9 protein-coding genes, 1 rRNA gene and 1 pseudogene are annotated in these 12,362 nt (G+C 44.7%); 6 read left to right on the forward strand and 5 right to left on the reverse strand.

The window, feature by feature from the left end; genetic code table 11:
* The first annotated feature begins 196 nt into the window (after nt 1–196).
* A 5S ribosomal RNA gene (gene rrf, locus JCM14374_RS12460) occupies nt 197–309 on the forward strand.
* A 296-nt stretch (nt 310–605) separates the two neighbouring features.
* Here rrf and JCM14374_RS12465 read toward each other — a convergent pair.
* Together JCM14374_RS12465 and JCM14374_RS12470 are read right to left on the reverse strand one after the other, a co-directional pair.
* Nucleotides 606–1,661 carry an acyltransferase gene (locus JCM14374_RS12465; protein ID WP_054698018.1) on the reverse strand — a complete coding sequence of 352 codons (1,056 nt, stop codon included), beginning with the start codon at nt 1,659–1,661 and terminating at the stop codon, nt 606–608.
* Between the two features lie 165 nt (nt 1,662–1,826).
* Nucleotides 1,827–3,263, reverse strand: coding sequence for a DUF8509 domain-containing protein (locus tag JCM14374_RS12470; protein WP_054698020.1), 1,437 nt, complete (start codon nt 3,261–3,263; stop codon nt 1,827–1,829).
* Nucleotides 3,264–3,545: 282 nt separating this feature from the next.
* Between JCM14374_RS12470 and JCM14374_RS12475 the strand changes: the two genes are divergently transcribed.
* From JCM14374_RS12475 to JCM14374_RS12495, 5 genes are all read left to right on the forward strand, one after another.
* Complete coding sequence (locus JCM14374_RS12475) at nt 3,546–4,241, forward strand: YIP1 family protein (protein WP_054698023.1); 696 nt, start codon at nt 3,546–3,548, stop codon at nt 4,239–4,241.
* A gap of 74 nt (nt 4,242–4,315) precedes the next feature.
* On the forward strand, nt 4,316–5,581 hold the full coding sequence (locus tag JCM14374_RS12480; RefSeq protein WP_054698025.1) for an efflux RND transporter periplasmic adaptor subunit: 1,266 nt from the start codon (nt 4,316–4,318) through the stop codon (nt 5,579–5,581).
* Nucleotides 5,578–6,309, forward strand: a complete 732-nt coding sequence (locus JCM14374_RS12485) for an ABC transporter ATP-binding protein (RefSeq protein ID WP_054698027.1) — start codon at nt 5,578–5,580, stop codon at nt 6,307–6,309. The genes JCM14374_RS12480 and JCM14374_RS12485 overlap by 4 nt, the downstream gene beginning before the upstream one ends.
* A complete protein-coding gene (locus JCM14374_RS12490) occupies nt 6,309–7,502 on the forward strand; it encodes an ABC transporter permease (protein ID WP_054698030.1) in 1,194 nt (397 codons plus the stop codon). The genes JCM14374_RS12485 and JCM14374_RS12490 overlap by 1 nt, the downstream gene beginning before the upstream one ends.
* A 69-nt stretch (nt 7,503–7,571) precedes the next feature.
* The gene (locus JCM14374_RS12495; protein ID WP_054698034.1) at nt 7,572–8,549 is read left to right on the forward strand and encodes a diacylglycerol/lipid kinase family protein; all 978 of its coding nucleotides are present in this window, start codon (nt 7,572–7,574) and stop codon (nt 8,547–8,549) included.
* 70 nt (nt 8,550–8,619) lie between these two features.
* Here the strand turns inward: JCM14374_RS12495 and JCM14374_RS12500 are convergent.
* The 3 genes and pseudogenes from JCM14374_RS12500 to nuoE all read right to left on the reverse strand — a co-directional run bounded on the left by JCM14374_RS12500 (nt 8,620) and on the right by nuoE (nt 12,116).
* Nucleotides 8,620–10,348 (reverse strand): annotated as a pseudogene (locus JCM14374_RS12500) (NADH-dependent [FeFe] hydrogenase, group A6).
* 20 nt (nt 10,349–10,368) lie between these two features.
* On the reverse strand, nt 10,369–11,592 hold the full coding sequence (gene nuoF, locus JCM14374_RS12505) for an NADH-quinone oxidoreductase subunit NuoF (protein ID WP_054698037.1): 1,224 nt from the start codon (nt 11,590–11,592) through the stop codon (nt 10,369–10,371).
* 77 nt (nt 11,593–11,669) lie between these two features.
* Nucleotides 11,670–12,116: an NADH-quinone oxidoreductase subunit NuoE gene (gene nuoE / locus JCM14374_RS12510; RefSeq protein ID WP_054698040.1), complete on the reverse strand. Its 447-nt coding sequence runs from the start codon at nt 12,114–12,116 to the stop codon at nt 11,670–11,672.
* Between the last annotated feature and the right edge of the window lie 246 nt (nt 12,117–12,362).

Here is a 12,362-nt window from a genome sequence, read left to right on the forward strand (position 1 = left end):
GCGTTTCATCCGAACAAAGTGAGGAATGAAATGCCGGATTATCACATCCTGCCTGAAAGGCATGGGCCAAGGAATATCGAGGGTTCGTCCTGAAGCGGAGCGAAGAGACGAAGGCCGATATACCTGATGCTGGGCCGAAGGCGTCCAGTATGAGAGAATACGAGCGATGCCAAAAACTGAATACGAAATTAATTTTCCTGGTGACAATAGCGGAGAGGCCACACCCGTTCCCATACCGAACACGGCAGTTAAGCTCTCCAGCGCCGATGGTACTGCAGATCTCTGTGGGAGAGTAGGACGTTGCCAGGAATTATTATTTTTCTGACAGACCCCGGACCTGCGGTCCAGGGCTGACGGTTTTGAAATGTAATGTGTGGGCGCCGCCAGTCAGTACTTCGTACTTCTATTTGGCGGCACTAGGCTAACGCCGTCGGAGTAGGATGTTGCCAGGAATTAATATTTTTCTGACAGACCCCGGACCTGCGGTCCGGGGCTGGGACGGTCAAATTAATGGCGAGGTGATTGACTAACATACCGTGATACTCTGGTGAGAATCATATATATCAGCTTCTCTGATTTTTATAATTTATATTTTTATGCATAGATTATTTTATTCTTACTCCGCCCAGGGGCCTGGCTATAGGAGTGCGGCTGATACCATAGGTGATTATTAATGTTAATACCAGGGTAAGCACAAATTTTACTAGAGTTCCTGAATTACTTGACCACAGATAAGGCTGCCCAATTACCCGGAGTGAAATAAAAACGAGAAAATTTGCTAATAAGGGATGCATCAGATAAATCAGAAACGATTGATCAGAAAACCATTGCATAAATGGTCCGATTTTAACTGGAAAATGATTGATGAAAGCACGCATAAAGAAAAAACTCATAACAGCATAAAGCATAACCGCAGGTCTAATTGAAAGGGCATAGCTTGCATTTTTATAACTATCCCATAGGAGCAGGCCAAAGCTGCCCGCCCATATCGCCAGCCAGCTTGCCCAGGATAATCCCCCTGATTTCTCAAGATTTTGGTCAAACATAGCCAGATACATGCCCAGGAAAAAGTAGAATATCCAAACCGGAAAAGCGATCAGATAAATCGGTTCCCAAAAGGCAGATAAATGAATAGTCCGTATTGCGCCCAGGAACAAAAAGTACTGGCAAGCTGCAGATAACAGCAGGGAGGCCATAAGCAGCAGACGCGGATATGCTTGAAAAACCCGGCGTATAAAGGGATATAACAAGTAGAGCTGAATAATGATAACCACAAAATAAAGGTGAGTAAAGCCATTGCCTAAGAATAAATGTTTGATAAGATCAGGTAAGATTTTATTTGCGTTTTGCAGGCCATTAAAATAATAATGCACTACCAGGCTGTAAAATATCGTCCAGATAAAATAGGGCAGCAGAATTCGCTTAAAACGTTTGCGGTAAAACTGTGTCAGAGGCAGAAATTTTGAATTGAGATCACTTTGAAACAGTAGAAATCCTGACAGAATGAGAAACATCGGTACAGAAAACCGGGCTAACTGATTACCGTAATAACCCAGTGCAGATTGCGTCATGTTCTGTGAGGTAGTATGAATCGCGATAACCGCAATGGTGGCGATTATACGCAAAACATAGAGATCGTCAAAGCGTTTCCCCTGGTCCATCCAATTCCTCCACTGATCAAGCGTTATTGATTAGATCAACATAAAAATGAAGTGATAATTGGGTCTTAAATATATAATACCATCAGTGAATTCTTTTGCCGCACCAATATTGGATGATTTAGTATCAGTTTATATACCATTAAATCGGGACTGATCCAATTGGCATTATGATTGGGAATAATTCAGATGATGTGTAAGGTTAGGATCCATGGGGGAGCCGTGCGGCGTCAGCTTTGCGAAATGTGCTTGCATCAGACGGTTTTCTTTGTTGCGGATGTTATTGTATTTTGTAATCATTTGCGTATATAGGGGCTGTTTTTCCAACTGGTCGCGAACGGGACGAGAAAAAGGACAATGCTTAAACATTATCTCGCGGCATACTTTATTTAGCCTAATTAATCCCTGAGCCTCGAAGTTAATCCAGGTATCATAGTCAGATGTAAATATTTCAATAATATTATTACGATGTTTATCTATCTGGGTTTTGAGTTTTTCTTTTGCTTCTGCGGATAAATCGCGGTTCTTTTTGTAAAATTGGATGTAGCTTGAATAGTCGCCGGTTAACGAATTCTGGTAGCTGTCATTCCTGGCATAATTAAACATGGTGCGGGAAAGCTCCCAACGGAACCTTGCTACTACTTCAACCATAAGCTTATCAAGATTTACACCGCTAAATATGGGAAAAATGAAACGACCGGCGGTTGTTCTCACCCGTCCAGTCAGTTCCTGCCACATAACACCGCGTGACCCGAAAGTTGGAATAAGAATAATTTCCGGCATGACCGGGATCATTATTAATTCTCTTTTAATACCTTTTTCAGGCACGCTGTAAACAATTTCCCGGTGAAAGGCGGAAAAATCGATCTCCAATATCCGGTTGAGACTGGCTGAAATTTTTTTATTGTCTACCAGGGTTTGAGTAATATCCTGATTAATTTGCTCGCTATGTAAGATGGGAAAATACCCGCCATGCCCACAACAAAGCCGTTGCCCAAGTTGGAGGAGATTGTCGATTTCGTGCTGCAAGCGGCGGTTTGTATCGGCATCATAAGCGGCCTTATCCCGGTCATCCATTTGCCCTCTTTTTTTCATTTCGCGGAATACTTCATAATAATCCTGGCCGAATTGATTAATGGAAGGATCTTTTTTCCGGTTTAAGATCAGTTCTAGCCAGCTGGTGATTACATAAGTTGAATTTTCCTCACTGCCATGTTCCTGGTCAACCAATTCATACAGGGAAATTACTTGCTCAGGTTTAAGCAGTTTTTCATCCATATAACAATACCGCAGAAACATTTGTAAAAGTCGGCTGTCATTTTTTTCTGATAATACTCTTTTTAAAACTAATACATAAATCTCAAAAAATGTTTTAGATATGGATTCGAGCAGCTTTCTGGAATGAGGGTCATATATAGATTTATCCTTGAGTATGCGGAAAGATTCAAGGTTGTTCAGAAAAGTCCGACCCTGCTCAGCGCTTATATTAGCATAAGAAATAATACGGGAGGCGCTGTTTTTCAATTCTTCAGGAATACAGAGGTCGTCATTCCTGATTTCATCATAAGTCAAGCTTGGTGAATGATTTCTCAACAGAAGATTCATAGCTTCCCCCCGTTTCTTAATTATCCATGGTTACTAACTAATTGTCATAATATATATTACTATAGTACCAAAACAAACAACGATTTGGAATATATTTATAATTATTTTTTGCTTAAATGGTTTATGTCGCAGTTTTCAACCTATATAGATATAGAAAAGAATGCATTAGGTACAGGGATTAAATTCTCAAGTTTATTAATGCTATCGCGGCTGGGATGTGAAGGATATTATCTTGCAAAAGCGAATAAAGATTATTAAGAAAATAAGAAAGCGGGGTTATATATGTCTGAAGAAATTTCTATGAGTATGGGGCAAAGATTTTGGAGTATAATCGTTTCTCCCGTTAAAACCTTCAAGTCGATTGGTGAAAACCCGCAGATTTTATTTCCAGCCTTAATTATGATCGTATTATATACCCTGACCATAGTGTTGATTTTGCCTGAAACCAAAGAATTCACCCGTGAAATGTTAATGAAGAATCCTAATTTTACCCCGGAAATGCTGGAGGCTGGCCTAAAATCTGTCGTTATTACGGCTGTTATTGGCGCTTTACTGGTTCCTCCCCTTATCTGGCTGGTTCAGGCTGTTGTCCTGGTAATATTTAACCAGTTCAGTATTGGCCAGGCTAATTTTAAACAACTGTACGCAGTGTCCATTTTTGCCTGGCTGCCAGTAATTATCGGCGCCATTGTCAAATCCGTCATGGTTAAGTTTATGGGCATGAAAGCTATAACCTCAATTAAAACCAGCCTGGCGCTGGTTTTGCCCTCGGATACGAATTCAGGATATTTATTCAATGCTCTAAATTCAGTCGATTTGTTTGTTGTGTGGGGTCTGATCCTGCTTAGCCTGGGCGGGGCGGTTGTTATGAACAAAGACAGCAAAAAAGTAGGCTTGTATATTTTTGGCCTATGGGTTCTATATACCGCTGTTAAGGTGGTTGTGGCAACAAAATTTGCTCCCGCAGCCGGGTTATAAAAAATGCTGTCATAGAATCAGGATTTGAATGGTCTTAATACATAAGGATATTTATTGCAAGGGAGAGACCATCTTTGAATAATGAAGCAGTGATTGAAACAAAAACAAACCGTAAAAAGCTATTGCTTATTGCCGGGGTAATAGTTTTAATTGGAGCTATAATCGGTCTAAATGTATTTAGAAGTAATCAAAAGGCAGGTATTCAGGTTAAGACTGCTGCAGTCAGTCAAAAAAAGATGGTAGAAACGGTTTTGGCCTCTGGCAAAGTATATGCTCCCGAAAGGGAGGTCATATACAGCCAGGTGAGCGGTTGGGTGAAGGCTTCTCGAGTGAAGCTGGGGCAGACTGTAAAGACAGGCCAGGTTTTATTGGAGCTGGAAATTCCCGAAGCTGAACACAAACTTATGCAAGCCCAGGCCAGCTTCAATGAGTCGGAAGCTGCTTATGCCAAAGCCATGGCCGGCGGAAAAAGTTTGGATTTAATCGAGGCTGAGTCAGTATTTTTGAAAGCCGAAGATGATTATAATTTGAACCGGGAAAAATACCAGCGTAATAAGGCTCTTTTCGAAGCAGGCGCGATATCCAAGGAGCAGTGGGAAACCAGCCAGGCTGAGTTTCATCTGAAAGAAATCGAGTATCAAAGAACCAGAGCACTTTTAGAAGCTGCCCGCAGCAGCAGTCAGAATAAGATTGCTGCTCTGCAAGCCGCGGTGGAATCGAATCGTGAAGCTTTGCGGGTGGCACAAGTACAAGCAGAACAAAAACAATTAAAAAGTCCGTTGAACGGGAAAATAATGGCTCTGGTTGTCCAGAGGGGGGACAAGGTAAATCCCTATGATGCCCTGGTCACAGTAGGAGATACCAGCAAACTGAACATAAAAGCCGATATCGCTGAGGCTGATGCCAATAAAGTCAAACCAGGACAAAAAGTGATCGTCAATGCCAGCGCTGTTCCCGGTCAGAAATATCATGGTAGAATTACCGAATTAGGCCTGGAAGCTCTCATAAGGCAAAAAGCGCAGGGAGAAAGCAGCAGCATTCCTGTAATAGTCACACTTCCCAGGAATACCGAACTGCGTCCTGGGTATAATGTAGAACTCACGATTACCACCAGGGTTAATTCCCATGCGGTGGTGATTCCGTTTGAAGCCCTGGTCGAAAAACAGGGTAAATCGTGGGCGTATGTAATCAGAAATGGCAAAGCCTATCAGCAGAAAATTGAAACCGGAATGAGCGATTACAGCCGCATTGAAGTTATATCCGGTTTGAAAAAGGGAGATAAGGTGGTTTTGAATCCGCCTCCCGGATTAAAAAACGGGAGCGAGGTTAAAGTAAAATGATAGCTCTAAAATCTATTTCCAAGGTTTACGAAAATGGCAGTATCAGAGTTGAAGCCTTGAAAAACGTAGAGCTATACCTCACCTCTGGTGAATTTCTAGCGGTAATGGGACCATCGGGTTCGGGCAAAACCACCTTGATGAATATAATCGGTTGTTTGGACAGGCCCAGTTCGGGCAGTTATGAATTTGATGGAATCAATATTGACGGTCTGAGTGAAAATGATTTAGCCGCTATTCGCAATCAAAAGATAGGTTTTGTTTACCAGACCTTTAATCTATTACCCCGTCTTAATGCCCTGCGCAATGTCGAACTTCCCCTTCTCTATGCGGGAATACCGCCTTCCGAGCGGAAACGCCGCGCTTCAATGGCCCTGGAAAGGGTCGGCATACTTGATCATGCTATGCATCGTCCTAATGAACTATCCGGGGGGCAGAGACAGCGTGTCGCGATTGCCCGCGCTCTGGTTAACAATCCCCCTTTGATTTTGGCTGACGAACCCACTGGCAATCTAGACAGCCGTTCCGGTTTGGAAGTTATGGCACTTCTGCAGGAACTGCACGCCAGGGGAAGCACTATTCTTCTCGTTACCCATGATGCGGAAATCGGGCAGCATGCCGAACGCATCATTTATTTTCGCGATGGAGTCTTAATTAAATCTGAAACCGTATATGAACCGCTTAAGGCCCAGCAAAGACTGACCATGCTGGATAATGAGGAGGTTTCATAATGAACTGGCTGGAAATGGTCAAAGTAGCCCTTGAGGGTATCTGGGTCAATAAAATGAGGTCCACCTTAACCGTATTGGGTATTATTATTGGCGTTACGGCGGTGATTATTGTCGTTACCCTGGGACAAGGGGGACAAAAAAAGATCATGACCGAGATGGAAAGCATCGGGTCCAATATGTTCATGGTTTTTATAAATCAGCCTGATGATGGTGACTATGAACGATATAAGATTACTGTTGAGGAGTGCAGGGTCTTGCGGCAATCAATTGAAGGCATCCGCGCCCTGGTACCGGTATCCTACGCTTCTCCCGCTTTTCAGAGTAAACGCAAAAAGGAAACCGCAACAGTTATCGGTACTGAAAGCGGTTATGCGCAAATACGCAATATTGCTATGCTAAAGGGACGGTTCTTTCGTAATGTTGACGATTCTACCGCTCGAAAGATCGTTGTGATCGATCAGAGAATGTCCGACCGTTTTTTTGGGGTGGGAGCCAATCCAGTAGGTGAGACCCTTACCCTGGGTCAAACCCCGGTAATGGTATGCGGGGTTTGCAGGAACAGTTCTGGTTTCCTGGGAGGCGGAGGTCAGGGAACCGCCTATATACCTATACAGCTTTATTTTGACCTTTTCCCTACCAGTATGATCTACGAACTGGACGGAGCAACCATAAGCAAAGACCAGGTAAATAAGGTATCCAAACAGGTGGTAAAGGCCTTGGAAATAAGGCATGATGCCAAAGGGAAAAAGGTTTACCAGACTTTTAATATGGAACAGGAATTGCAAGCGGCCAATAAAATAACCAGTATAATTACTATGATTATTGCAGCAATTGCGGGTATATCACTTCTGGTCGGGGGCATAGGGGTAATGAATATAATGCTGGTGTCTGTTACAGAACGTACCAGAGAGATCGGTATACGCATAGCAGTAGGCGCACGTCGAAAAGACATAATGGCCCAGTTTCTAGTGGAAGCTGTGGTTTTAAGCCTGTTGGGAGGCATTATAGGTATAATATTGGGGCTTATTGGATCAGCAGCCGTCTGTCTGGCCGCCAAGATTCCCTTCCAGCTTTCTATGGGAACAGTGGCTTTGGCCTTTGCTTTTTCCACTGCCGTAGGTATATTTTTTGGCCTTTATCCAGCCAACCGGGCAGCCCGCCTCGACCCTATAGATGCTCTGCGTTACGAATAATAACGGGCGTAAAAAGAGAGAAACCTGTGTTATAATAGCAGCAAATTTTATACCAATTAGGGCGGAAAAATGAATAAATTAAAGACAGTATTCGTGGTTAACCCTGTTTCCAACAACGGCCGTACCCGGAAGAAATGGCAAAAAATCGCGGCTGCTCTGCAGAGCAGGGGATATGATTTTCAATACATATTTACATCGGCGCCTTTGGATGCCGTAGACATAACCCGTATGGCACTGCGAGAAGGTTGTGAATTGGTGATAGCCGTAGGCGGTGACGGAACTATAAATGAAGTAGTTAATGGCTTTTATTTGCAAGGAGAATTAATAAATCCTAATGCCTGTTTATCAGCCGTACCCATGGGTACAGGCGGAGATCTCACCAGAGTTTTGCATTTCCCGAGGCATTTAGACGGAATTTGCAACCTGCTTGACAACCCTGAAATCATTACCTGCGATCTGGCACATGCCCAATTTCATAATTGGCAAGGAGAGCCTTGCGAAAGGTATTTTCTCAATGTAGCCGACATAGGCTTCGGGGCTGATGTATGCGTACGTGTAAATCGCAACAGCAAGGCTTTGGGGGGGTTTTTATCCTTTCTCCTGTCTGTTGTTGGTGCAATAGCAGGTTTTCAAAACCGGAATTTATCTATAAGTGTTGATGGCATATCCATATATTGCGGAGCATCCGTTTTGAGTGTGGTAGGCAATGGACGCTATTTTGGCGGTGGAATGATGATTGCGCCACATGCTGAATACAATGATGGCCTGCTCGATGTTGTTATATTAAAAGACTTTAAGAAAGCTGAACTTCTGTACAACTTACCCCTGGTTTATAAAGGAACCCACCTGAAGCATCCAAAAATTAGTATAGCCAGGGGAAGGGAAGTCAAGATACATTCTGAATATGCCGCCTGCCTGGAAATAGACGGAGAGACTCCAGGTCTATCTGATGCAGCTTTTAATGTCATACCTGGGGGTATTAAAATTGCCAAGAACAAGATTTCTTCGCTGCGCTCGAAAAGGCACCATTTGAGATTACCCTGCTGACCTCCCGAGGCCCTTATTATAAATCACTGTAAATAAAAAACCGGGCGTAAGCCCGGTTTTTAAGCTAGTCTTATAGATACTTCTTGCCTTTAGCGTGGTAGTGAGTATGCAGAAGTTCATGGGATTTGTGTCCCAGCGGTTCATGCAGGAATTCATCATACAGAACCTTGACTTCTTTATTCTCATGGGATTTTCTCACCGGCAGACCTTCATCTTCCACATATATAGCTTCAATGCGTTCAACCCTCTTGGCGTTACGTTTGGTTATGGGCTGACCGCCGCCGCCGATACAACCGCCGGGACAAGCATGATTTCTATGAAGTGATAGGGAGATTGACCGGCTCTGACCTGATCCATCAACTTGCGGGCATTAGCCAGACCGTTGGCGATAGCTACTTTAACCTTTGTGCCGGCCAGGTCTACTTCAGCTTCCTTGATGCCGGTAATTCCGCGGGTAACGGTGAAGTTTACATCTTCTAGGGTTTCACCGGTAACAACCTCGTAAACCGTACGCAGGGCCGCTTCCATAACACCGCCTGATGCTCCGAAGATTACGGCGCGCCGGTGTATTCACCCATCCAGGAATCGAATTTCGAAGCGGGCAGCTTGGAGAAATCAAGACCGGACATACGGAATAAACGCCCGATTTCACGGGTGGTGAGAACAAAGTCCACATCCTGGAATCCGGAGTCTCTCATTTCCGGTCTGCTGGCTTCAAACTTTTTGGCTACACAGGGCATAATGGAAACGGATACGATCTTGGCCGGATCAATGCCCATCTTGTCCGCCCAGTAGGTTTTAGCCAGAGCGCCAAACATCTGCTGGGGCGATTTGCAGGTGGACAGATTGTCCAGAAGGTCAGGATAGAAGGTTTCACAGAAGTTTATCCAGCCTGGGCTGCAGGAGGTAAACATCGGCAGAGTTCCGCCTTCTTTGAGTCTCTTTAAAAGTTCGTTGCCTTCTTCCAGAATGGTAAGGTCAGCGGTAAAGTTAGTGTGCAGAACATAGTCAAAACCAATCTGGCGCAATCCCTGTACAAATACTTCCATGGGCAGTTCGCCGGTATTAAGACCGATTTCCTCAGCGATAGCTACGCGTACCGCCGGAGCGATCTGGGTAATAACTACCTTGTCCGGGTCAGCAACCGCTTTCAGGAAGTCGTTAATGTTTTCAACTTCACCAATGGCGCCGACTGGGCAGGCATGAATGCACTGACCGCACATGATGCAGGGGCTGTCAATCAGGTCTTTACCTAAAGTAGGTACTACCATAGCGTGGCAGCCGCGATTTTCCAGGCCCAGAGCATTTACACTCTGTACTACTGAACAGGTTTCTACACAGCGGCGGCACAATACGCACTTGTCAGGATCCCGGAACAGGGACGGGGTGGAAAAGTCTTTTGCTAATCCACGTACTTTAAGTTCAAAGGGATTTTCCCGAATACAATATTCAGAAGCCAGATCCTGCAGTTCACAGTTGCCGTTCCTGATACAATTCAGGCAGTCCTGGGGATGATTGGCCAGGATCAGTTCCAGTATGGTTTTCCTGGCTTCGATAACCTTGGGACTCCTGGTCTTGATGACCATTCCTTCCATAACCGGCTGAGAGCAGGCAGCCTGTAAAAGACGGTTGCCCTCGACTTCGCATACGCATACCCGGCAGTTGGCCTTAATTGACTGGTCGGGATGATAGCAAAGAGTCGGTACATTCACGCCGACTGCATTAGCGGCCTGCAGGATGGTAGAGCCATCGGGAACGGATGTTTTGATTCCATCTATTGTGATATTAACCATTTGCATTTTCCCTCCTTTGCTCTTTCCTACTTAAATTTGGCCTTATAATCGGCGCCAAAGTGCTGAATAGTTGTCAATGCCGGTGCGGGAGCAGCCTGACCCAAACCACACAGGCAGGAATAGGACATGACAGTGCCGAGTTTGTTCAAAAGGGCGGTGTCTACATCACTGCCGTGACCTTCGTTGATTTTTTCCATAAGCTCATGCATCCTGGCGGTGCCTTCACGGCAGGGAGCGCATTTGCCGCAAGATTCATGTTCAAAGAATTTCATGATGCGGGTAACCACATCAACTATATCCCTGGTTTCATCTAGTACGAAGGTAGCGCCTGAACCCAGAGTGGCTCCGATAGCGCTCATGTTATCGAAAGCTACCGGGGTGTCAAGCAGTGATTCAGGGATAAAGGCACCCGAAGTTCCGCCGATCTGGACAGCCTTGAATTTCTTGCCGCCGGCGATGCCGCCGCCGAACTGGAAGATTATTTCTCTGATGGTGGTATTGGTAGGAACTTCGAAGAACGTCTTATTGTTTACATCACCGGTCAGGGTAAAGACTTTGGTGCCGGGATAGGAGGGAACTCCAATAGAGGCATACCAATCAGCACCCTTTTCAAGAATAACGGGGATGTTGGCATAAGTTTCTACGTTGTTGACAATGGTTGGTTTGCTCCACAGTCCTTCATTCGGGGGATAGGGGGGTTTGAATCTGGGCTCGCCGCGCTTGCCCTCGATAGATTCGATCAGAGCTGTTTCTTCACCGCACACATATGCGCCGGCCCCGCTCCTTACCTCCAGATCAAAGTCTTTTAGGAAACCTTTCTCCTTGGCCTGGGAGATGGCAGTGTTCAGAGTATCGACTATAAAGGGATATTCCCCTCTGAGGTAAATGTATCCCTTAGTAGCGCCAATTGCGTAAGCACATACAGCCATACCTTCAATAAGGGTATGCGGGTCGTTTTCCATGATCAAACGGTCTTTGTAAGTTCCGGGTTCGCCTTCATCAGCGTTGCAGATAACGTACTTCTGGTCCGCCTGGGCGCGGGCTGCAAAAGACCACTTCATGCCGCAGTTAAAACCTGCGCCGCCGCGACCTCTTAAATTCGACTTTTTCACTTCGTCGATTAAAGCAGCTTTATCCATACTGCGAGCTTTTTCCAGGGACTTATATCCACCCTGGCCAATATAATCATCGATCTTAAGCGGATCGATTTTGCCATAATTACGCAGTACGATTCTCATTTCTTCGGCCATGTATATCCTCCTTTCCGGATAATTAATTAATATTGGAAAACAGGGGTTTTCCAAAGGTAATCCTTAAGTTGATTATATTATTTGTATTCCCCAAGGATATCGGGGATCTTGGCCGGGCTTACATCCAGGTAAGGCTTGCCGTTTATGGTGATAACCGGGGTAGCCTGGCACTGTCCAACGCATTCAGTCAACTCAAGCGCAAACTTTCCATCTGCGGTGCTTTCGCCCATCTTGATTCCAAGTTCCCTTTCGAGAGCCGCAATAACTTCTGCAGCCCCAGCTACATGACAAGGTGCGCTCTCACAAATCCGGATTACGTTCTTGCCTCTGGATTTAACGGAGAACATGGAATAGAAGGTCGCTACTCCGTAAGCCTGGCTGACCGGAAGCTTGAATACCTGTGCTGCTTCGGCTATAGCCTCTTCTGGAATATAGCTCATTTCCTTCTGGATAGCATGATAGGCCTCAATTAATCCCCCGGGTTTGTCCGCGTAACTGGCGATGATCTCCTTGTAATGATGCATCTACTCTTCCCTCCTTCCTTTTTGTTCCGGATGTTTAAAACCATACTGCAACAGTGTTTCGCTAAATGTTTTTGAATTCCTGCTAATCCTTCATATTTTATAAAAATGTTCCCTATTCTATGTATCAACAATACCAACAAAATATTTAGTTCTCAGAAATGGATAGAAATATATAAGAAATTTACTTTTTACCCCCTTTTTTTATTTGCAATAGTCGTATAAATAAGCAAAAGCAAATGAGGAGGG

It is taken from the genome of Syntrophomonas palmitatica JCM 14374 (assembly GCF_001311885.1).
Lineage (GTDB): Bacteria > Bacillota > Syntrophomonadia > Syntrophomonadales > Syntrophomonadaceae > Syntrophomonas_A > Syntrophomonas_A palmitatica.

Bases quoted from the DNA above. Each gene is read 5' to 3' on its own strand.
- nuoE (WP_054698040.1), bottom strand. From the start codon at position 12,116: ATGCATCATTACAAGGAGATCATCGCCAGTTACGCGGACAAACCCGGG.
- JCM14374_RS12465 (WP_054698018.1), bottom strand. From the start codon at position 1,661: ATGGACCAGGGGAAACGCTTTGACGATCTCTATGTTTTGCGTATAATC.
- JCM14374_RS12470 (WP_054698020.1), bottom strand. From the start codon at position 3,263: ATGAATCTTCTGTTGAGAAATCATTCACCAAGCTTGACTTATGATGAA.
- JCM14374_RS12475 (WP_054698023.1), top strand. From the start codon at position 3,546: ATGTCTGAAGAAATTTCTATGAGTATGGGGCAAAGATTTTGGAGTATA.
- nuoF (WP_054698037.1), bottom strand. From the start codon at position 11,592: ATGGCCGAAGAAATGAGAATCGTACTGCGTAATTATGGCAAAATCGAT.
- JCM14374_RS12485 (WP_054698027.1), top strand. From the start codon at position 5,578: ATGATAGCTCTAAAATCTATTTCCAAGGTTTACGAAAATGGCAGTATC.
- JCM14374_RS12490 (WP_054698030.1), top strand. From the start codon at position 6,309: ATGAACTGGCTGGAAATGGTCAAAGTAGCCCTTGAGGGTATCTGGGTC.
- JCM14374_RS12495 (WP_054698034.1), top strand. From the start codon at position 7,572: ATGAATAAATTAAAGACAGTATTCGTGGTTAACCCTGTTTCCAACAAC.